Annotated in this window: 19 protein-coding genes and 4 tRNA genes; 16 read left to right on the top strand and 7 right to left on the bottom strand. The window is 60.6% G+C overall.

Annotated features, from left to right (window positions below; translation table 11 throughout):
- The first annotated feature begins 2 nt into the window (after positions 1 to 2).
- The 4 genes from pgsA (at position 3) to KDW95_RS04740 (ending at position 932) form a co-directional block, all read left to right on the top strand.
- Complete coding sequence (pgsA, locus tag KDW95_RS04755; RefSeq protein ID WP_255855132.1) at positions 3 to 551, top strand: CDP-diacylglycerol--glycerol-3-phosphate 3-phosphatidyltransferase; 549 nt, start codon at positions 3 to 5, stop codon at positions 549 to 551.
- Positions 552 to 637: 86 nt separating this feature from the next.
- Positions 638 to 713: transfer RNA gene (locus KDW95_RS04750), tRNA-Gly, on the top strand.
- 52 nt (positions 714 to 765) lie between these two features.
- Positions 766 to 839 (top strand) — tRNA-Cys (locus KDW95_RS04745).
- 6 nt (positions 840 to 845) lie between these two features.
- A tRNA-Leu gene (locus tag KDW95_RS04740) sits at positions 846 to 932 on the top strand.
- A 564-nt stretch (positions 933 to 1,496) separates the two neighbouring features.
- Here the strand turns inward: KDW95_RS04740 and KDW95_RS04735 are convergent.
- Genes KDW95_RS04735 through ada form a run of 3 tightly spaced genes read right to left on the bottom strand, consistent with a single transcriptional unit; the run spans position 1,497 to position 4,110 of the window.
- A complete protein-coding gene (locus KDW95_RS04735; protein ID WP_255855130.1) occupies positions 1,497 to 1,799 on the bottom strand; it encodes a hypothetical protein in 303 nt (100 codons plus the stop codon).
- A complete protein-coding gene (locus tag KDW95_RS04730) occupies positions 1,780 to 2,715 on the bottom strand; it encodes a DNA-3-methyladenine glycosylase 2 (RefSeq protein WP_255855129.1) in 936 nt (311 codons plus the stop codon). The genes KDW95_RS04735 and KDW95_RS04730 overlap by 20 nt, the downstream gene beginning before the upstream one ends.
- A gap of 48 nt (positions 2,716 to 2,763) precedes the next feature.
- Complete coding sequence (gene ada / locus KDW95_RS04725) at positions 2,764 to 4,110, bottom strand: bifunctional DNA-binding transcriptional regulator/O6-methylguanine-DNA methyltransferase Ada (RefSeq protein WP_370646668.1); 1,347 nt, start codon at positions 4,108 to 4,110, stop codon at positions 2,764 to 2,766.
- Between ada and KDW95_RS04720 the strand changes: the two genes are divergently transcribed.
- From KDW95_RS04720 to KDW95_RS04685, 8 genes are all read left to right on the top strand, one after another.
- Positions 4,089 to 4,162 (top strand) — tRNA-Cys (locus KDW95_RS04720). The two genes, ada and KDW95_RS04720, sit on opposite strands and share 22 nt — an antisense overlap.
- 157 nt (positions 4,163 to 4,319) lie before the next feature.
- The gene (locus tag KDW95_RS04715; RefSeq protein ID WP_255855128.1) at positions 4,320 to 5,072 is read left to right on the top strand and encodes a DNA-binding protein; all 753 of its coding nucleotides are present in this window, start codon (positions 4,320 to 4,322) and stop codon (positions 5,070 to 5,072) included.
- Between the two features lie 80 nt (positions 5,073 to 5,152).
- Complete coding sequence (locus tag KDW95_RS04710) at positions 5,153 to 5,626, top strand: response regulator (protein ID WP_255855127.1); 474 nt, start codon at positions 5,153 to 5,155, stop codon at positions 5,624 to 5,626.
- A 36-nt stretch (positions 5,627 to 5,662) separates the two neighbouring features.
- A complete protein-coding gene (locus KDW95_RS04705; protein ID WP_255855126.1) occupies positions 5,663 to 6,328 on the top strand; it encodes a response regulator in 666 nt (221 codons plus the stop codon).
- A 79-nt stretch (positions 6,329 to 6,407) separates the two neighbouring features.
- Positions 6,408 to 6,689: a hypothetical protein gene (locus KDW95_RS04700; RefSeq protein ID WP_255855125.1), complete on the top strand. Its 282-nt coding sequence runs from the start codon at positions 6,408 to 6,410 to the stop codon at positions 6,687 to 6,689.
- Positions 6,690 to 7,079: 390 nt separating this feature from the next.
- Positions 7,080 to 7,493, top strand: coding sequence for a ketosteroid isomerase-related protein (locus tag KDW95_RS04695; RefSeq protein WP_255855124.1), 414 nt, complete (start codon positions 7,080 to 7,082; stop codon positions 7,491 to 7,493).
- Between the two features lie 184 nt (positions 7,494 to 7,677).
- Positions 7,678 to 10,146, top strand: a complete 2,469-nt coding sequence (locus KDW95_RS04690) for a UvrD-helicase domain-containing protein (RefSeq protein ID WP_255855123.1) — start codon at positions 7,678 to 7,680, stop codon at positions 10,144 to 10,146.
- Between the two features lie 203 nt (positions 10,147 to 10,349).
- Positions 10,350 to 11,261 (top strand): hypothetical protein, encoded by a 912-nt coding sequence (locus KDW95_RS04685; protein WP_255855122.1) that lies wholly within the window; start codon positions 10,350 to 10,352, stop codon positions 11,259 to 11,261.
- Between the two features lie 22 nt (positions 11,262 to 11,283).
- Here the strand turns inward: KDW95_RS04685 and KDW95_RS04680 are convergent, their stop codons facing one another.
- From KDW95_RS04680 to KDW95_RS04670, 3 genes are all read right to left on the bottom strand, one after another.
- Positions 11,284 to 12,567: an NAD(P)/FAD-dependent oxidoreductase gene (locus KDW95_RS04680; protein ID WP_255855120.1), complete on the bottom strand. Its 1,284-nt coding sequence runs from the start codon at positions 12,565 to 12,567 to the stop codon at positions 11,284 to 11,286.
- Positions 12,568 to 12,653: 86 nt separating this feature from the next.
- Complete coding sequence (locus KDW95_RS04675; protein WP_255855119.1) at positions 12,654 to 14,075, bottom strand: aldehyde dehydrogenase family protein; 1,422 nt, start codon at positions 14,073 to 14,075, stop codon at positions 12,654 to 12,656.
- 95 nt (positions 14,076 to 14,170) lie between these two features.
- Positions 14,171 to 15,529 carry a glutamine synthetase family protein gene (locus KDW95_RS04670; RefSeq protein WP_255855118.1) on the bottom strand — a complete coding sequence of 453 codons (1,359 nt, stop codon included), beginning with the start codon at positions 15,527 to 15,529 and terminating at the stop codon, positions 14,171 to 14,173.
- A 292-nt stretch (positions 15,530 to 15,821) separates the two neighbouring features.
- Here KDW95_RS04670 and KDW95_RS04665 point away from each other — a divergent pair, with 292 nt between their 5' ends.
- From KDW95_RS04665 to KDW95_RS04650, 4 genes are all read left to right on the top strand, one after another.
- Positions 15,822 to 16,601: a gamma-glutamyl-gamma-aminobutyrate hydrolase family protein gene (locus KDW95_RS04665; RefSeq protein ID WP_255855117.1), complete on the top strand. Its 780-nt coding sequence runs from the start codon at positions 15,822 to 15,824 to the stop codon at positions 16,599 to 16,601.
- A gap of 146 nt (positions 16,602 to 16,747) precedes the next feature.
- The gene (locus KDW95_RS04660; protein ID WP_255855116.1) at positions 16,748 to 17,290 is read left to right on the top strand and encodes a cupin domain-containing protein; all 543 of its coding nucleotides are present in this window, start codon (positions 16,748 to 16,750) and stop codon (positions 17,288 to 17,290) included.
- A gap of 287 nt (positions 17,291 to 17,577) precedes the next feature.
- Positions 17,578 to 18,087, top strand: coding sequence for a hypothetical protein (locus KDW95_RS04655; RefSeq protein ID WP_255855114.1), 510 nt, complete (start codon positions 17,578 to 17,580; stop codon positions 18,085 to 18,087).
- Positions 18,084 to 19,463: a GAF domain-containing protein gene (locus KDW95_RS04650; protein ID WP_255855113.1), complete on the top strand. Its 1,380-nt coding sequence runs from the start codon at positions 18,084 to 18,086 to the stop codon at positions 19,461 to 19,463. Before KDW95_RS04655 ends, KDW95_RS04650 begins: the two co-directional genes overlap by 4 nt.
- A gap of 656 nt (positions 19,464 to 20,119) precedes the next feature.
- Here KDW95_RS04650 and KDW95_RS04645 read toward each other — a convergent pair.
- Positions 20,120 to 20,635, bottom strand: coding sequence for a hypothetical protein (locus tag KDW95_RS04645; RefSeq protein ID WP_255855111.1), 516 nt, complete (start codon positions 20,633 to 20,635; stop codon positions 20,120 to 20,122).
- Positions 20,636 to 20,912: the final 277 nt, after the last annotated feature.

The following is a 20,912-nucleotide window of genomic DNA, read 5'->3' as shown; positions in this document are numbered from 1 at the left end:
CCATGAAAATCCCGAATATATTGACCCTGCTGCGGATCCTGCTGATACCGGTGTTCGTGTTCTTTTATTATCTGCCCCAGGCATGGGCGCCCATGACCGCCGCCGTGATTTTTGGCATTGCGGCGCTGACGGACTGGTTTGACGGCTATCTGGCCCGCAAGCTGGATCAGTCATCGCCCTTTGGCGCCTTCCTGGACCCCGTGGCCGACAAGCTGATGGTGGCCGTGGCGCTGGTCGTGCTGGTCGAAACCTACAGCCAGCTCTGGATCACCATTCCGGCGGCGGTGATTATTGGTCGCGAAATCGTCATCTCGGCGCTGCGCGAATGGATGGCGGAACTGGGGGAGCGGGCCAGCGTGTCGGTTTCCAGTTTGGGCAAGATCAAAACCACGCTGCAGATGGTCGCTATCCTCTTGCTGGTCGCCTTTACGCCCTATACCAGCCTGTCCTGGGCCGGTGTGGCGGCACTTTATGGCGCCAGTCTGCTCACTTTCTGGTCAATGGTACTCTACCTCAAGGCCGCCTGGCCGCTGCTGGGTGAAGATCTGTAAGTGTTTAATCTTTAAGTAAAATTAATTCAGTAACAGTGTTGACACTAAAACGCAGGTCTCTATAATACGCACCACTTACAGAGCAGGCGGGAATAGCTCAGTTGGTAGAGCACGACCTTGCCAAGGTCGGGGTCGCGAGTTCGAGTCTCGTTTCCCGCTCCAATTTTTATAGTTGAGCCTTCAATTATAAAAAGCCCTGTAAGACGCTATCCGAGGCTGGATGGCAGAGTGGTCATGCAGCGGACTGCAACTCCGTGTACGCCGGTTCGATTCCGACTCCAGCCTCCATTTTTCGCCCGGGTGGTGAAATTGGTAGACACAAGGGACTTAAAATCCCTCGCCTGCAAGGGCGTACCGGTTCGATTCCGGTCCCGGGCACCAGTATCCATGCACCCTCCCGCGTTAGTCCCCACCAACTAAAAACAGCCTTAATTTTATACAGTAGTTTTACGGCACCTTATTAGCACAGGCGTTATTCGTTTGTGTCGACGATCTGTGGCTTGCGGTCATACACTGCCACCATCGAGTCGGACTTGTGCCCGGAGAAGGCTTTCTTATCACTCTTGAAATCACTGATGTCTTTTCTGAGCTACTATGCAGTGGTACAAAATAGTCGCAACCTGGCTACAAAAGTCTGTTGCGCGATGCCTACATGCTGAGAAATCAGCCACCAGTGCCTAGACACCGGTGCGGGATGTGGCACCTGGCGATCTGAGTGATGCAAGTGACTTGGTTCAGATCGCACACACAGGGAGTTGCATAACCCCACGCCGAGGTTTTGGCATGTTGCAACCAGCCCCGCGCAAGCCCCTGCGCGCACCTGCATACCCGTTATCAAAGACAGGCTTGCGCTCGCACCTGGCTTCTACTCGCAACACGGTCCGTATTGCTGCACAAGCAGCGCAGGCACCCTCCCACAGGCAATGCCATGCAGGGAGGCGCTGCTCACTTTGCCTGTTGTTGCTTGGCTGCGTACTTGTGACCGGCTGCAGTTCGACGCCGGTGGCGCAGCGTGATGAGGTTTTCGTCCATATCCGTCTGGTCGACAAAATCGAAGAGCGCCCCGACGCCCAGGGTCTTGCCAACTGCAGCAATGGGGTCTGTTACATACAGATACTGCGCCATCACTACCCTGACTGCATTACGCATGAAATCCGCCATGGTTTTGAGGACAACTGGCATGAACATCGGGAAACGACTGATTACTGCCTGGTTCAGCGCTAGCAGGTCAAGGTTCTGGCCGGGCATCGAGGGCCCAGAGATGCGCTGCCACCAGTGCACGCCAGGGACTGAAGCCAGACAGCCAGGTTCTTGTCTGGGTTTCGCTCGGCCTGTCGGCCAGGCCAAGCAGCCTCTGCAGGCCGCGCCTGACCGCCACATCGCCGTGCAGTGACCCGTCCAGCCAGCCAAAGCCGCGCATCAGGACATAGTTTACCGTCCAGGGCCCAATACCCTTTATCTGCAGCAATTGCGCGCCCAGGGCCTCTGCCTGTCCGCCCTGTACGTCCAGCGACAGTTCACCCGAGGCGATTGCAGCACAGAGCGCGTCAAAGGTGCGTACCTTGCCCGCGGAAAGTCCCGCAGCGCGCAGGTCATCATGGCTCAGCGCCTCGATCTGTTGTGGCTGCGGGAAGCACCAGAGGCCGCTTGAGTGGCGGATGCCTGCGACTCGTATCAGGCGGCGCCGGATACTGATTGCGGCGCCGACACTGATTTGCTGGCCGATAATGGCCCAGCTCAGCGCCTCGAAAGGACTCGCCGCCACCGGTATGCGCAAACCCGCGAAGGAGCGGACCAGGGCACCGAGCTGGGCATGCGAGCCGTGCTGACGCTCAAATGCCTCAATCGGCTGGCACAGGCCCAGCATCAGCCGCACCCTGTGTTCAAGTTGAGTCGCGAGGCGTTGGTGACCAGTGCAGACGCGATCGATTTCTAGGCGTACCTGAGCATGAGCGTCACTGAACAGGATGAACAGGCAAGCGGCGCTGTCGCCCCAGAGCAGCCCCTTGGCCAGGCTGCTGGGCGTCACACGTTCGGCCACTTCCTCACTATCGCGGCGATGAAACGCCAGAAAATCAGCCTGCCGATATCCCAAGGGCAGTGAAATGCGGCACTGTAGCGTCGTGGCTACTGGGGAAAGGGCGGCATCCGGGTTGGCAATCATGGCGCGACTTCCGTAACAGGTTGTTGAAAAGCGTGAGGCGGGCGGACACTACGCCTTGTCCAGGCCTCTCTCGTTCTCCAGCAAGGCACGCTTGCGCTCAATGCCCCAGCGATACCCTGACAGGCCACCGTCGCTGCGTACGACCCGGTGGCAGGGGATGGCGACAGCGAGTGCATTGGCAGCGCAGGCGCCCGCAACGGCGCGTACAGCGCTGGGCGAACCGATACGTTCGGCAAGTTGCGCATAGCTCAGGGTTTGTCCCGGCGGGACTTTTTGCAGCGCGAGCCAGACCCGCTGTTGAAAGGCGGTACCGCGAATGTCCAGCGGCAGGCCCAGGTCCCGGGTGGGGCTGTCGACAAACCCGGCCACCAGGGCAACGTGCTGCATAAAGGCGTCATCGCCTGGCAGTAGCCGGGCCTTGTCAAAACGCCGCTGCAAATCCTGCAGCAGGGCATCGGGGTCATCCCCCAGCAAGATGGCGCAGATACCCTTATTGCTCTGTGCGACCAGCACGGGGCCGAGGGAGCATTCACCCACGGCAAACTGAATGTCGGTATTTGCACCGGCAGCCCGATAGGTGCCGGGTGTCATGCCAAGCACCTGGGTGGATTCTGTATAGAAGCGCCCGCTGGAGCCGTAGCCTGCATCGTTAAAGGCGTCGGTAATGCTACCGTCCTGATCCAGCGCCTCGCGCAAGCGCTGTGCCCGCCGGGCCTTGCCGTACTGGTGGGGCGTCAATCCGGTAAGCTGTTTGAACAGGCGATGCAGGTGATACGGGCTTAGGCCCGCATGGGTGGCAAGCTGTGCCAGGGTCGGCAGCTGGGAAGCCGTATCGATCAGGTGGCAGAGCTCGGCTATTTTACGACGCTGTTCGTCCTGTGCCGAGTTCTGATCGGGGCGGCAGCGCTTGCAGGGGCGAAAGCCCGCTTGGCTGGCCTGCGCAGGACCGGCATAGAAGCTGACGTTTTCCGGCCGGGCGCTGCGGGAGGGGCAGCTGGGACGGCAGTACACACCGGTGGTTCTTACGCCGTAAACAAACTCACCGTCAGCGTCAGCATCGCGCCGCACAACGGCACTCCAGCGCGGATCGGCACGGGTCTCCTGCGGGCTCTGCTCCGGCGCCCCTTGAGCTTTATATTTGCGTGGCGGTCTTGCGTTCATTGCCAGGCGACTCCCGATTCGGTCACAGATATCACCACTGTAACGGGGCATCGCGTCCAGGTCACTCCGAGCCTTGCGATTGAATTCGCCAATCACGAAGCTGTTACGCGGCGGTAAAAGTGCACGGCAGTCGCTACTCAACAAAATGTCTGCGGGCAGGGTTGTTCCATGGTTGACCCGCACCCGTATTGCTGTATGATGCAGCGCCTTGAGGCTGGATGGCAGAGTGGTCATGCAGCGGACTGCAACTCCGTGTACGCCGGTTCGATTCCGACTCCAGCCTCCATTATTTCCCGCTTTCCACTCCCTGTTTTGTCATCTTCCGGCGACGGTGTCGCTGCTTTAGGTTATCCTGCTGTTTTCATTGGTTCTATTTGCGCGAGCATGGCACGCCGATCGTGCGAGATTCGCCTGAATGACAATACGCATTGTGTAATATTGATATGAAACCAGGTTCTGATACGCGCCAGAAAGTGTTCGTTGCAGCCGACCAGTTGTTGGAGCAGGGCAAGCGTCCGACGCAGCAAAACGTACGCGAGCTGATCGGCAGCGGCAGCCTAACAACGATCAACAAGGCCCTGGGAGACTGGTGGACGTCGCTGGGTGAGCGCATTACGCGCCGCAACCAGCACCCCGAAGTGCCCGAAGTCGTGTTGCTGAGCGCCGGCAAACTGTGGGATCAGGCGCTGGGTTATGCCGAGCAGCGCTTTGTCGAGCAGCGTACCGAGCTGGAGCGGCAACACCGCGAGAATCTCGAGCGTGCTCGGCAAGATGATCTGGCCGTCACCACCGATCTGCGCCAGTTGCAGGAGCAGAATGCCCGGTTGCTGGAGCGAAACGAACAATTATCAATGCAGCTGGAGACCAGCCAGTCTGAACGCCTTCGACAGGAAGAGCGTCTTATTCGACTGGTGTCCGATAATGAAGAACAGGCTCGCCAGCTCAAGCAGCAGACCCTGTTGCTGGAGCGGGGCGCAGGCGATGCGGATACCGAACAGCTGCTCGACCTGCGTGTGCGCCTGCGCATCCAGGAAGAGGACGGCAAGCGCCTGCACAGTAGCAATGAAGCACTGGCGCAGGAAAATGCCGGGCTGCGGCGGCAGCTAAGAGAGCAGGAGCGCAGCCTGACGGACCGCATCCACCAGCTCGAGCTGGAACTGGCGCGCCGAGAAGGCAACAAGGTGCCGCACGATTAAAGGCTATACAATACAGGGTGTCGTTGACGTTGCCCCGACACCCACTGAGTCATTTCTGGTCCTGCTGTCCGGGTATAAAAATGGATATAACACTCGAAGATAATGCCAGTTACACCACCATTGTGGATGCACTGCGGCGCTGCGGCGTCGAGGATGCCGTATGCTGCGGCACGGAAATATTGTTTAATAGCGCCAAGCAGGCGCTGGTGCGGGAAAAGCTGCCCGGCGTGACCCTGCAACTGCTCGATGCAGACGGCTATGCCATACGCCAGGTCACCAGCCGGCGTCGCGCAGAGCAGGGGGCTGCACCGGATCGCCTCAATGACCGCCAGGTGGCAGTCATACGGGCGCTGGAAAAAGTACTGCGCCATTGCCAGAAAGAGGGTATCCAGCTGATCGGATACAGCGACGAACTGGTGGCGCTGCCGGCCCAGATCAAACCCGAAGCCATCGCTTCGGCCTGCGCTCGCGATATAGAGACCTATGGAGCTTACCGGGGAGCCGAGGCAGTGACGCCGGACGCCGGCCCCCTGATTAACGATGTATTACCCTAGGTATACGTAGTTAACACCTGAATTTTAAGGAAAAATATGGACCATATACGTGTACTGCTTGCGGATGACCATCCGGTTGTTCGCGACGGTTTCCAGCGTATCCTGGAGTCTGACGAACGTATCCGCATCATCGCCAGTGCGAGTAATGGCCACGAGGCCTTTGATCAGTTTCGCAGCCTGAACCCCGACTTAGTGGTGCTGGATCTGACCATGCCAAGCCAGGCAGGCGCCCCCGACAGCTCATCATCAATCAGCGGTGGCATGGAGGCTATAAGGCGCATTCTTGCCCATGACGCGCGCGCGCGGGTGCTCGTGCTGTCGAGCTGCGAAACACGACCTTACCCGAGCCAGGTCATCGGTGCCGGCGTCAAGGGCTATCTGACCAAGCGTTGTGCACCGTCCGAACTTATCGATGCCGTGATCCGGGTGCATTCGGGTGAGCGCTACTTTTCACCGTCGATCCAGGACCAGCTCGACGATTCCAGCACGGACAAGTCTCCCATCAACCAGCTCAGCTCGCGCGAGCTGCAGATATTCGTCATGCTGGCCGACGGGCATTCGGTGTCACAGATTGCCGAAGAAGTGTTTTTAAGTCCCAAAACCGTGCATGCCCATCGCTCCAACATCAAGCGCAAGCTGGACCTCAAGGCCAATGCCGAAATCGTGCACCTGGCAATGCGTCACGGCCTTATCGACCCCTGATCTTTGCGGTTGTCAGCGGCCGGGCAGGGAGTGGCTGCCGGGTCCATACTGTAATTCTCTGTGCAGGCAAGGAGTTGCCATGCGACAAATGGAAACCTCCAGCGAACTTCTGCTGGAAACCAGTTTTATCTGGCACGAAATCAGTGTCGGCGACCTGATCCGCCTTGAAGCCGATCTGGACGACTGCGGCGTGCCGCAACTCAAGTCCGCCTCTCAATACGAGGTCCTCGCCAAGCTCGACCTGGCCCCCAGTCACCAGGTATTCGTGGTGCAATCGGATGTTACTGGCGAACTGGTACAGGTCCATCCCTTTCTGATCAGTAGCTACGATAACCGGCCATCACCCGCCTGCCACATGTAGTGCCTGAGCGTTTACTGCCCACCAGGCCTAACCTGAAAACCAATCTGCATGTCATCGAGATGCAATCCGGCACTTTCCGCGAACATCCCGGCGCGCTGGTACAGGCCCCATCCCTTGCTGATCAGCCGCTACGACAACCGGCCATCACCCGCCTGCCATATGTAGTGCCTGAGGGTTTACTGCCCACCAGGCCTAACCTGAAAACCAACCCCCGTGTCATCGAGGTGAAATCCGGCACTTTCCGCGAGCATCCCGGCGCGCTGCGTCCCGAGGCAAGAAAGTGTCGCCCGGGCACAGCAGTACTTGCCTGGTGTTTGCTAGGCTTGCACTGCTGCACCCGCAGCGCACCTTTGCCGTACCCAGATACCTGATGGAGCCCAGGATAACCCCATGAGAGACGCCGCCTTTAGCCTTATCGAACAGTATTACCAGGCCTTCAACGCCGCAGATATGCAGACCTTTCTGGATTTGCTGACCGAGGATGTTGTGCACGACATCAACCAGGGCGGGAGGGAGGTTGGAAAAGCGGCTTTCGCGGCCTTTATGGCGCGCATGAATCAATGCTATGAAGAACGCCTGGTCGATATCGAAATCATGGTCAGCCCGGACGGCCAACGCGCAGCGGCCGAGTTCGTTGTACTGGGGCGCTACCTCGACAACGATGAGGGCTTGCCACCTGCCAGCGGTCAGCAGTACCGCCTGCCCGCCGGGGCTTTCTTCGAATTGCGTAACAACAAGGTGGCGCGCATCAGCAACTATTACAACCTCAATGACTGGCTCGCGCAGGTCGGCGGGGCGGCCTGAGCCCTATCGGCGCATTGCAGCCTTGCGTTCGACGTGCTGAGGCCCTATAAACTGTGCCTCAGCACCGGCGGTCCACCTCGCGGCCGCCGAATACAGGGAGCCTTGCAACCGCTTGAGCCACACCATTACGCCGCCACTGCTTGTTCGGCTGTTCGCACGGCCGCTCGGCTGTCACTGGACAACCATGACCACCCGCCCTGAAGGGCTGCTTGTCAGGCTCAGGGATAGCTCTACGCGACTGATTACCTGGTCCGTACTGGCAGCCAGGCCATGCCTGCAATCCGGCAGCCTGTTTCATCGACTGGCGCCGACGGACCGGCCCGGGACGCCGGGCGCTTCCGAGTCGCGACCACCGGCGATGCCCGAGCTGGGCTGGATCGGACGCTGGCACCGCACCTTTTGGCGCACATTCAGCCAGCAGCTGCACCGGCAACATGAAACGGATTTCGCTCAGCAATTACAGCGTATCGAGGATGCCGTGCGGCGCAGCTATGTGCGCAGTTCCGACTGGCCGCAGCTGCAAGCCCAGGCCGCGGCCCTGCTGGCGCGTACGGACGCCACCCTGGCGCAGGCCCCCGCGCAGCCGGATATTCACTGTCAGCGTCTGCGGCGTATTGCCAGCGGTGACCCGCAACTGCTGCAACGCTACCGCGAGCATTACTTCAAGACCCAGCAAGACCGCCACCGGACCCTGTTCGAGCGTATTGAGCGCCTGCCGCTCACCCCGGATCAGCAGCGCGCCTGTATTACCCTGGACGATAACAACCTGGTGCTCGCCGGGGCCGGCAGCGGCAAGACCAGCACGCTGATCGGGCGTACCGCCTACCTGATTGCCAGCGCACAGGCCGAGCCGCAAACCATACTGCTGCTGGCATTCGGTCGCCAGGCGGCCAGTGAAATGCAACAGCGGCTGAAATCACGGCTGGGTATCGAACTGGATACCATGACGTTCCATGCCCTGGGGCAGCGCATTATCGCCAGCGTCGAAGGCCGCAGGCCACGCATCAGTCCCCTGGCGGACGACGAGACCCAGCTGGGTCACTGGATGTGCCGGGAATTCGAGTCCCTGCTGGACCTGCCTGAATACCGACGCCAGGTGCTGGATTACCTGCTGTGCCTGCGTCACGCCAGCGACAGTCCGTTCGATTTTGCCAGCGAAGGGGACTACCAGCGTTTTGTGCACGGGCTGAACCTGCGCACCCTGGAAGATGAGACCGTACACAGCAGCGCCGCCTGCGTTATCGCCGACTGGCTCTGGAGTCAGGGCATTGCGTATCGCTATCGCGGGGAGGGCCCCGGCGCCGAGGTTTACCTGCCGGCGCAGGACATCTGTATCGATCTGCTCTGGCTCGATCCGCAGCAGGCAACCCCCGCCTGGTTGGACGCCGATCACTACTGGCAAAGGCTCGAGGTGCGGCGCAATGCGGCCGCCGACAACGGGCAGCGCCGCATCGAGCTGTATCTGTACCAGCAGCACGACGGCAGCCTGCTTGAAACCCTGGCGCGAAAGCTGGGCGAGTACCGGCTGGTGCCAGAGCCCAGGCCCGACGAAGAGCGGCTGGCGCGCGTGCGCGAGCGAGGGCTGCTGCAGCCGCTGTGCGCGCACCTGGCCCAGCTGTTGCGTTGCTGCAGGATGATGCAGCATGACGCCGCCCAGCTGCGGGCGCGGATTGATGCCAGTGATGAGCCACTGCGCCTGGAGCAGGCACTGGCGCTGTTGCAGCCCCTGCATGATGCCTACCGGCGTCTTTTGCAGTCCAGCGACGAAATCGACTTCGACGACATGATCGCGCGGGCACTGGACTATGTGGAGCAGGGGCGATTTGCTTCTCCCTGGCAGCACATTCTGGTGGATGAATTCCAGGACATGTCGAACGTGCGTGCCCGGCTGGTTCGGGCCCTGCGTGACGCCGTGCCGGGCGCCTCGCTCTTTGGCGTGGGTGACGACTGGCAGTCCATTTACCGTTTCGCCGGCAGCGATGTTGGCCTGACGACCGGATTTGGCGATTTTTTTGGCAAGGCTACCGTCACGGCACTCGAGCAGACCTTCCGCTTTAACAGCAGCATCGGCGATGTGGCCTCCCGCTTTGTGCTGCGCAACAAGGCACAGCTGCCCAAGCAGCTGCACAGCCAGACCGAGGTAAGCGCCCCGGCGATTTCGCTGCTGGTCCACCGCAGCCGAGAGCCGGCAGCGGACCCGGCGGTGCTCGAGCGTACGCTCGAAGCGGTTAGCCAGCGCAGCACGCAGCAGCAAGGCGCCAGCGTGCTGATCATGGCGCGCAATCGTTTCAGCCTGCCGGACAAGCCGCGCCTGGCACAGTTGCGGCAACGCTTTGACCAGCTGCAGCTGGAATGTCGTACCCTGCATGCCGCCAAGGGCCGTGAAGCGGATTTTGCCATCATCCTGGGGCTTGAGAGCGGCAAGTACGGTTTCCCTGCCGCGCGCAGTCAGGATCCGTTGCTTGATGCGTTGCTGCCAGGCGGTGAGACATTCCCGCACGCGGAAGAACGCAGGCTGTTCTACGTGGCCCTGACCCGCGCCCGCCATCGGGTTTATCTGCTGTACAACGGCGCCCGCCCGTCGGCCTTTGTCACCGAGCTGCTCACGGAACCGCAGCGGATTGAATGCGGCGAGTTCGAGGACGCAGGCTGAACTTGGCGCCTGTGTAGCGATTTCGTGCAACTAAGTGGCGTTGTACATGACCATAAAGACGGTGCAAATTCTGGTCAGCACCTGTCTTAACGACAACACTTAAAAAATATCCAGCCCAGGACGGCATTCGAAAACACAGAAGCAAAACCCAGACGAAAGCACCGACAGGCAGACAGGACGTGCCGGGGGCGGGGAGGTGAGCGATGCGACGGTTTTTGATGGGGCTCGCGCTGTCGGGCCTGCTGTCGATATCACCCTTGAACGCCGACGATCCTGTCTTTCCGCCTGGCGCCGCCATTCATCCGCTGTGCTTTGATCAGCTGCTGGCAGGGCTGACCGGCGACAGCCCTTTTAGCCCGGTCACCTGCGACGCAATGCCAGGCAAGTACCCGGTGGTTATCTTTCCCGGCCAGGATGCGGCAGATCTCACGTACACGGCTCAGCGTCGCACCGATGAAGGATATGCTCGCGGCTTTATTGCCTATGCCGTGGCAGGGCACTGGCCGAGCAAGACCGGTGACGATAAATGGACCCTGTTCGAGGTCACGGCCGCGAATGGCTACGGCAACCTGCGCAGCTCCATCTGGCTGCTGCTGCAGCCACAGGGAAACCGGGTGGTAAAACCGCTGCTCTATGTACCCGGAGGTGATCGCTGCAATGATGGCGCGCTGCGCGTGTCCGAGGTGGGCGCCGAGCGCCTGATCTACCTGTCGGCGGCAACACCCTTTCGATTGCTGAATCCGACTCGCCTGAATGAATGGCGCCTGTTCATGCTGCAGCATGCCGGCGAGAGCCAGCCGGGCAGGGTGGGAGGTAGTCGCAGCCAGCCTCCCTTTATGGACTGGAAACCCTACCTGGATGTCGCCAATGGCGCCGGCGCCTGTGCCGGCGGCATTATCAAGTCCTATAACTTCAAGACCGATACACTGGATGTGCTGGGCGTGCGGATTGACCCCAGCGCCTTTCTGAGCGCCCAGCAGGGGGCCAAGCAGGCCTGCATCAATGACTGGCTCAGGGCGCAGGATCGCTTTCGCAACAAGGGCGTGCAGGATCTGGATCTGGACGAATGGGACCGGATGCTTGGCACCCTGGAGCCCGCCTGCGCACAGCATTAAAGCCCGTTAGCCCGGACAGCGGTCATACGCCCAGCTTGTCGCGCAAACTGTAGTACCAGGCGCCCATGGCCGTCAGGGGCACGCGCAGCAAGCGCCCGCCCGGAAAGTTGTACTGCGGCAGGCCGGCAAATACATCGAAACGTTCGGACTCGCCGCGAATGGCATCGCATATCAACCGCCCCGCCAGGTGGGAACTGGCGATTCCGTGGCCGCTGTAGCCCTGGGCATAGTAGATATTGCTGCCAATACGGCCGAACTGCGGCAACCGCATCAGCGTCAGCAGGAAGTTGCCGGTCCAGGCGAAATCCACCTTTACCGTCGCCAGCTGCGGGAAGGTCCTGATCAGGTTCGGGCGAATCAGCTGCTCGATCCTGCCGGGCTCGCGCGCGCCATAGGTCACGCCGCCACCATAGATCAGCCGGCCATCGCCGCTGAGGCGGTAGTAGTCCAGCAGGTAGTTGCAGTCCTCGACGCACTGGCCCTGCGGCAGTAACGCCTGCTGCACAGCGGCACTGAGAGGCTCTGTTGCCAGTACCTGGCTGCCGCAGGGCATGGATTTTTGCGCCAGCTGCGGAATCAGGCCATCAAGGTAGGCGTTGCCGGCGACCACTACATGGGCCGCACTCACCGATCCCTGACCGGTATGCAGCCGTACCCGGGCTCCCTGCTCGACCCGCACTACCTTTGAGTCTTCGTAGATGACGCCGCCGAGGGACTCCAGCGCGGCCGCTTCGCCGAGCACCAGGTTGAGCGGATGAAAATGCCCGCCGCTGCGGTCAAGCAGGCCGCCGGTGTAGCGAGTGGAGCCAATATGCTGGCGAATGCTGTCGGCATCCAGCATTTCCAGCTGCTGATGGCCGTGTTTTTCCCACAGGCGTTTTTTCTTTGCCAGAGCATCCAGCTGAGCTCCGGTGCAGGCGGCAAAGATGCCGCCATCCTTCAGGTCGCACTGGATACGGTAACGCTGGACAAAGTCGCGAATAATGCGACCACCTTCAAATGCCATGGCCCCCATGGCATCGGCGGTATCTGCGCCGTAATGCTGCTCGATAAAATCCATGTCGCGGCTGTAGCTGTGTACGATCTGGCCACCATTGCGGCCGGACGCACCAAAGCCGATCCGGCTGGCTTCGAGCACAATCACACTGAAACCCTGCTCGGCCAGATGCAGCGCACTTGACAGGCCCGTGAAGCCTGCGCCAATGACGCAGATATCCGCCGTCGCTTCGCCCTGCAAGGCCGGCCGCTGCCGGGTGTCATTGGCGGAAGCGGCGTAATAGGACGCTGTATGCTGTTGTGCTGTCATCTTGATGTCTCGTGTTCGCACAGCCACCTGAACCGGCGCTGGCGGATTTCAGTCAGTATTGAGTGCCCTGGTGCCGCGAAGGGGCGCTATTCAGGCAGCTGGATCGACTTGATCTCGACAAACTCACTCAAGCCTTCATCGCTCCATTCGCGGCCATTGCCTGACTGCTTGTAACCGCCAAAGGGCGCGCAGTAGTTCCAGCCGGCGCCGTTGATGCTTACCTGGCCGGCGCGCAGCCGACGGGCAATGCCCTGCGCCTGATCCATATCCGCCGCCCACACGGCGGCCGCAAGCCCGTAGGGCGTGTCATTGGCCTGCTCGATGGCATCTTCGATGCCTTCAAAGGCCAGCATGCAGAGGACCGGGCCAAAAATCTCGTCCCGGGCAACGCCCATATCGTTAGTCACATCGGCCAGCAGCGTGGGGCGTACATAGCAGCCCTGCTCGAGCCCCTGGGGTGGCTGGGTGCCCCCGCAGACCAGCCGGGCGCCCTGGGCCAGGCCTTGGCGAATGGCCTCCAGCACCCGCGCCTGGTGGGCAGCCGAACTCATGGGGCCCATAAAGCTCTCGTCCGACTCGGGGTGACCGACCCGAATGGCCTCGACTTCCCGGCGCGCCAGCTCAACGGCCTCGGCGTAACGGCTGCGCGGCACCAGCATGCGACTGAGCGAGCAGCAGATCTGACCGGAATTGACCATCAGGTCGCGTACGCCAAAACGAATTGCCGCCGCAAGATCCGCATCCTCGGTGATGATCAGCGGCGACTTGCCACCGAGCTCCTGGCACACGCGCTTTATATCCGGCGCCGCCATCTGGGCAATGCGCACGCCGGCCCGGGTAGAGCCGGTAAAAGACACCATATCTACCTGAGGATGGGTGCACAGCGGCTCGCCGACACCGGGCCCATCACCGGTCACCAGGTTGAACACGCCCGCCGGCAACCCCGCAGCGTGCGCAACTTCGGCAAATATTCGTGCATGCAACGGGGTGGCTTCAGCCGGTTTGAGCACCATGGTGCAGCCGGCCGCGAGCGCTGGCGCCACCTTGCCCACCAGCTGGTGTAGCGGTACGTTCCAGGGCGTGATGAAGGCACAGACGCCGATTGCTTCGCGCAGGATCAGCGAATGACCTTCGTGGCGAACCTCGTCCATCAGTGCCGTGCGAGCCACAAAGGAGCGCATGCCCGTGATGGGGCCTGCCACCTGCCAGCCCCGGGCCAGGTGCAGCGGCATGCCCATCTCCCGGCTGATGGTTGCGGCCAGCTCTTCACTGCGGGCTTGCAGCCCGTCACAGATGCGCTCGATGCAGGCGGCGCGCTCGGCGCTTGGGGTTGCGGACCAGGCGGCAAAGGCACGCCGCGCTGCGCGGACCGCCAGGTCAACATCCTCGGCATTGGCGTCACGAACGCAGGCATGCACGCTGCCATCGGCGGGATTGATCAGCTGACGCGGCGCGCCGCCGGCCGGGACCCAGTGCCCGCCGATATAGAGATCGTTTAATGTTTCCATCGCAAGACCTTGATATTTATATAAATAGAAACCGGGCAGCCATGGGGTGAGTGGGCCTGAAGCCGCTCAGTTCCAGGCCCGCAGGGATGGATCCGTTACAGCGTCGACAAGTACCACCGGGTTTCCAGTTCGCTCACATGACGCTCAAACTGGCTCAGCTCATCGGACTTGCAGCCGTCATACAGGTCGACAAAGTCGCTGCCCAGGTATTGACGCAGCACCTCGTTCTGGCGGAACAATTCGAGCGCTTCCGGCATGCGGATGGGCAGGCCTATGGATTCGTCCGCGAATGCATTGCCTTCAGTGTCGGGGCCGGGCTTGATTTCCTGCTGCAAGCCGTGATGCACGCCAGCCAGCAGGGCGCTCATGACCAGGTAGGGGTTGGCATCGGCACCGGACACGCGGTGTTCGATGCGGGTGGCATCGTCCGGCCCGGCTGGGATGCGTACTGCCACGGTCCGGTTGTCATAACCCCAGTTGGGCGCGATTGGCACGTAGTAGCCAGGCTGAAGGCGGCGGTAGGAATTGACGTTGGGGCAAAACAGCGCCATGGACGCCGGCATCAGCTGCAGCAGGCCGCCCACGGCGTGTTCCAGCATCTGCTGGTGCTGGGCGAACAGGTTGTTGCCCTGGGCATCCAGCAGGCTGATATGAATGTGCATGCCATTGCCCGCTTCCTCGCCGTAGGGTTTGGCCATGAAGGAGGCTTCCATACCGTGCTGTTCCGCCACGGACTTGATGACCCGCTTGAGCAGCAGGGCATTGTCACAGGCCGCCAGCGCATCGTCCTGGTGCTTGAGGTTGATTTCGAACTGGCCCGGTGCGTTTTCCGCCACGGCGGTATCGGCGGGGATATCCTGCTCGGCGGTGTACTGGGCGATTTCTTCTAGCAGGTTGGCATAATCATCGAGATTGGTAATGGAGTACACCTGGGTGTGTTCGTCGCGCTTGCCGCTGCGGGGTGAAACCGGCGGCTGCGGACGGCCCTCCTCATCCCGTTCCTGATCGATCAGGTAGAACTCCAGCTCAACGGCAACCACCGGGGTCAGGCCCAGGGCGTCAAATTTTTGCAACACGCGGGCAAGCACGTGGCGCGGATCGCCGAAGAAGGGCGAGCCGTCCTCGTTGTACATGTGCATCAGCAACTGCGCCATCGGCCTGCGCTGCCAGGGCGCGAGCTTGAGGGTACCGGGCTCGGGCCGGCATATCCGGTCGGGCTCGCCGATTTCCAGTCCCAGGCCGCAGCTCTCGACGGTATTGCCGGTAATGTCGAGGGAAAACAGGGATGCCGGCATGTTTACGCCATCCTGATAGACCTTTTCCAGCCCTTCGCGCTCGATGCGCTTGCCGCGGATAACACCGTTCAGGTCGGGAATCAGGAGGTCAATGGCCTCCATGTCCGGATTCTGTTGCAGAAAGGTAGCGGCTTCGGTGTGCTGACTGTGGGAAGACATGGTCTTGTCCTTGCGTTTCTTGGGGTCACGCCCGTTAAGCGTGGGAGGGCCGGAAGCGGCCCGAACAAACCTGGTTTGATGTTTGTTATATCGAACAGTTTAGCGACACCGAATTCTGGCGGTCAATACCGGGCGATCAATTTATTGATCAATTGTGCCGCATTTTTTGATTATATTACCCCTATCTGTTTCCTTATTTGCTTCGATATTGCAAAATCGACTCGTGCTACGGAAATGCAGCTGTTTCAGCGCATTAATGGTCGATGAATATAAAGATCAATCGAGGGGCTTCATGAAAACTCAGTCAAGCGCCAGAGCACCGCGGCCGCTGGTAGGGGTTCCCGCCTGTACCGGACTGGTTGGACAGCACCCTTTCCATATGGTCGGCGACAAGTATATCCAGGCGGTGCGCAGCGGCGCCGATGCCGCGGCGGTGCTACTGCCGGCACTGGGTGAAGAGTGCCTCGAGATGCTCGAGCACCTGGACGGCATACTGCTGACTGGCAGCTATTCCAATATCGACCCCAGCCATTATGGCGCGGCCTGGCAACAGGACAGTATGCAGACTGACCCGTTGCGCGATGCTACTACCCTCGGCCTGATCCGGGCGGCCGTCACGCAACGGATTCCGGTTCTGGGTATCTGTCGTGGCTTCCAGGAAATCAATGTGGCTCTGGGCGGCAGCCTCCATCAGGCGGTGCATGCGGTGGCAGGGCTGCAGGATCACAGGGAAAACAAGGACGAACCCCTGCAGCAGCAGTATGCCAGGCGCCATCCGGTTACCTTGCAGCAAGGGGGGCAGCTTGCACAGTTGATGAATAATGCACTTACGCAGCAGGTCAACTCCCTGCACGGGCAGGGTGTGGAGCGCCTCGCGCCCGGGCTGCGGGTCGAGGCCCTGGCCCCCGATGGCCTGATCGAGGCCTTTAGCCTCGCCGACACGAACGCGGGCTTTTTGCTGGGTGTGCAGTGGCATCCTGAATGGAAACTGGCAGAGCATCCTTTTTATCAGTCCATATTCAGGGCCTTTGGTCGCGCCTGCCGGGCCCGCTCCCGTGCACGCAGGACCTGAGGCCGGTGTTCAGCGTCAGGCATTCGCACCCTGGCATTGCACGTCGACCGCAGGCGGCCTGCGCTTTTCATCCGGTCGCGGCATGCTATGATGCGGCCGATCAACGCCCGGCGATCAATATATTTATCAGGATGGGAGTCTGAAGAGTGGATGTAGGTGACCGGCTCAAAAAAATCCGCCAGATCTACGGTTTCTCGCAGCGGGAACTGGCCAAGCGGGTTGGACTGACCAACAGCACGATTTCGATGATAGAACAGAATCGTGTCAGCCCGTCGGTCAGCTCACTGAAAAAAATACTCGATGGCATTCCGATGTCGGTCACCGAGTTTTTTACCGTGGACCTGAATGCCCACGACAAGGTGGTGTACCGGCCGGACGAACTGATTGATATCGGCAGTGATGGCATCGCATTGCGCCTGGTGGGCAGCGTTGAAAACAAGTCCGGCCTGGCATTGCTGATCGAAAGCTACGAACCCGGCGCCGATACCGGCACCGAGATGATGGCCCACGAAGGCGAGGAGGCGGGCACCGTGATCGAAGGTTCCATCGAAGTGACCATCGGCGGCGAAGTGCACCGCCTGAATGCCGGTGACAGCTATTCGTTTTCAACCCAGATCCCGCACCGTTTCCGTAACCGCAGCAAAAAAATCTGCCGCATTGTCAGCGCCCATACACCGCCCACCTTCTGATGCCGAACAAACGTCTTAACCCACCGGGCTAACTCCCAAAGCGGAATGCTGTGCGACCGACATCTTGTCGTCCCGGAAAAGGCCGGCAGTCTGCGCAGCTGTGCCCAATTTTTCAGGCTAAAGCGAAATGACAGCATGAACCGACAGGGGGAAGCTGTTGGTTTATCCGGCTGGTCGTATCAATGTCGCCTTTGGACATTGCCTGCAAGCACATTGTCGGCAATGCTTAGAGCACCGAATGACCAACGCCTGATCAGGGCATCAGCAGATCAGGCCGGACCTGCAGCATGAACGCCAACAGCGGCCAAAAACCGCTAGACCCTGCGCTGGCGAGCTTTGTCACCAGCCAGTTATCCATCGTGGTTGCCGCCTGCAGTGATGCCGGTGAATCGACCCTTGCCTGGGCACTCGGTGCCAGGGTTACCAGCAACCGCCAGCGGCTGACCGTGTTGATACCGGCCTCCCAGGCACGGGACCTGCTGCAATGCATCGGCGCGAACGGCAGCATCGCCGTGGTCTTCAATGAGCCGGATACACATCAAACCGTGCAGATCAAAGGCGCCGATGCCCGTGCCGAGCCGCTGCTGGCGACCGACAAAGCCTCCCTTGAGCCCTACATCAGCTGCCTGGCCAGGCGTCTGCAGCGCTACCAGGTGCCAGAAGCATTCAGTCGGGCCTTTTACAGTGCAGATCCCGACGACCTGGTCGCTGTCAGCTTTTCGCCCAGTGCCGCCTATGGCCAAACCCCGGGGCCCCACGCCGGTGAGCCGCTGCAGCAAGAAGGCGAGGCGACATGAACACCTTTCTCAGTATCGACGCGCTACGCAATTGTCTGGAAGGGGTGATTCCCGCCAGCGTCGCGACCTGCAGCCGCGACAGAACGCCCAATGTTACCTATGTCTCCCAGGTCATGTATGTAGATCAGCACCATATCGCGCTGTCGTTCCAGTTTTTCAACAAGACACGGGAAAATATCCTCGCCAACCCGCTGGCCACCGTGCTGATGGTGGACCCCGAGACCGCCGCGCGCTATCGCCTCAAGGTGCGTTACCTGCGCACGGAGACTGAAGGCCCGTTGTTCGAGCGCATGAAAGCCAAACTCGCCGGTATTGCCTCCCATGAAGGCCTGGTGGGTGTTTTTCGCCTGCGGGGTACCGATGTCTACCGTATTCTCGATATCGAAGCCGTCCCGGGCGCTGAGCTGCCGCGCCAGCTGCCGGGTCGGGCGATTCTGCCGGCACTGCGCCAGTGCAGTGACCGCCTGCAGGAATGCGCCAGCCTGGATGGCCTGTTTGACAGCCTGCTTGATACCCTGGACCGCCAATTGGGCCTGGAGCACAGTATGCTGCTGATGGCGGATAATCCCGGCGCCAAACTGTATGTGGTGGCGAGCCGGGGTTATCCGGCGTCCGGCATCGGTGCGGAAATACCCTTTGGCGTCGGTGTTATTGGCATCGCCGCGCGGGAACAGGTGCCTATTCGCATCATGTATGCCGCCGCCGAGTACGCCTATACCCGGGCAGTGCGCGAGCAGGCCGTCGCCGAGGGCCTGGTAGCGGCGTTGGAGCAGGTAATCAGCCTGCCGGGGCTCGTTGAGCCCGCCAGTCAGATGGCCATACCCTTGCTTGGTATCCGGGGGCTAGTCGGTGCGATCTACACCGAGAGCCAGCAGGAGTGCCGCTTCAGTTACGACCTTGAAGATGCCCTGGTCACGCTTTGCGCCCAGGCGGGGCTCGCTATCGAACTATTGCAGTTGAGCGATGAAGCTGGCAATTCCCATGCCGAGTCGCCGGAGCACCCCTGCCTGACGGACAACGCCACCGATGCGGCGGTGCCGCTACGCATCGAATACCACGACCGGGATCATAGCGTATTTATTGATGGTGACTACCTGATCAAGGGTGTGGCCGGCGCCGTGCTGTGGCGTATCCTGAATGACTACACCGAGCGCGGTCGCATCGATTTCAGCAACCGGGAACTGCGGCTGGATACCCGTCTGGGCCTGCCGGAGATCAGCGACAACCTGGAAGCCCGCCTTATTCTGTTGACCCGTCGACTGGCAGAACGCAGCCCCTGTCTGCGCATCGAAAAAACCGGACGAGGGCGCTTTCGCCTGGTGCTGCAGCGCCCGCTGATACTGATCCCGATGAATCACCAGAACCCCGCCGCCTGAGCGCGCGTTTGTTGCCGGTCGCGAATCCTTAACCCGCCTGGTGCCAACGATCGCTCAAGCTTGCACGCGGGTCCGGCGGGGTGTCCTTGCCCGCCGTCACGGCAAGGGAGGCAGACGGCCCCTGGGGGCACCCAGCCGGTAAACCGCGCTTGTGGCACCGGTGCCATAACTGCCAGGGGCGCAGAAAACGGGACCAGTTCCTGGCAAAGCCTGGACCCCGGAGCCCCGCCGGGTCCGCTTTTCGCCACGGGATAAGCCGGTGTGCCAAGCCTGAACCTTGCCCAGGCATGTCGGTTTTACCCTGTATAACGCGGACAAAATGACCAACTCGCATCACTCGGTCTCCTCTATCTCTGTTATTTACATCGGCTGGCAAATAGGCTCCCTCCCTATTTGCCAGGTATGTATAGGAAGTACGGTGTGCCGCGTACGCAGGGATGCGTATACGCGGTCACCCCACACTTTTCACCCTTCAAGAATGGGCGCAGGTGCGTGGACCTGCTGGATTCTCTCGGGTGAAGGGATGGGGTTCGCATTGGGCCTTCTTGTTCAATGGAAGGCCCAATGATGAAACATCCCTGTTTCATGTATTAACCCGCCGGGTTAATAACCTAACCGCCAGCCCAACAGGCACTGCCAGTGTGTTATGCGGGTCTCTACTGCGCAGTTGCCATGGCCGAGGCGTCATTGGGCGGCAGAGGCTCCAGCAAGATGTAAGGCGTTGGTATTGGCTGGCCCGGCGCCACCGGGCTGGGGGCTTCATGCCCCGCCGCGCCCAGGCTGCGGATATACAGATACACTGCCTGCTGATCCCGGGGTGTCATCATTTGTAACGATGGCCAGGTCATGGGTGGCAGGCCGCCTGCACGGATGCGCTGTCGCCACTGCTCCGGTTCCAGCTGTGCAAGTGACAGCCGCAGGTTGGCCGGATAGCTCACGCCCCAGGGGCCGGCGAAACCAACGCCCGACCCCAGCAGGCGTTCGGATTCTGGCATTACCTCACCGATTTCAGCGTAGCCACTCGAGTGACAGTCGTTACAGCCGCCAATGCCAACCAGATAGCGGCCACGCTCGATTGCTGCACTATCCCGTGGGCCCGCATCATCGGCGCTCGCGATCATTGGCAGCGCGCTGTGCAGCATCAGGGTGGAGATCAGATACAGGTGTTTCATGCTCAGTGCTCAACTTCAGGGACGACCGTTTTAGCCTACGCCTGCGCCTGCCAGGGCGTTGTTAAGACTTTGCTCACTGAACCCTAAAAAAACCTTAAGCAAGATTAGGGTCTGTTCTTGGTTAAAAATATGCTCAGACCGTTTACAAATCGCACGGTGGACAACAGCGCTGTTGTAACCCACCAGATAGTCTGTTAAATCCGGGATATAGCGGGATTCAATGGGAATTGGTGGGACGAGGCCACGGATTACGTGGGCTCTAGGCCGGTGTGTGGAA

This window comes from Marinobacterium rhizophilum, assembly GCF_024397915.1.
GTDB lineage: Bacteria > Pseudomonadota > Gammaproteobacteria > Pseudomonadales > Balneatricaceae > Marinobacterium_A > Marinobacterium_A rhizophilum_A.
Note: the sequence above shows the minus strand (reverse complement) of the source record. Positions and strands in the feature narration are given on the sequence as shown.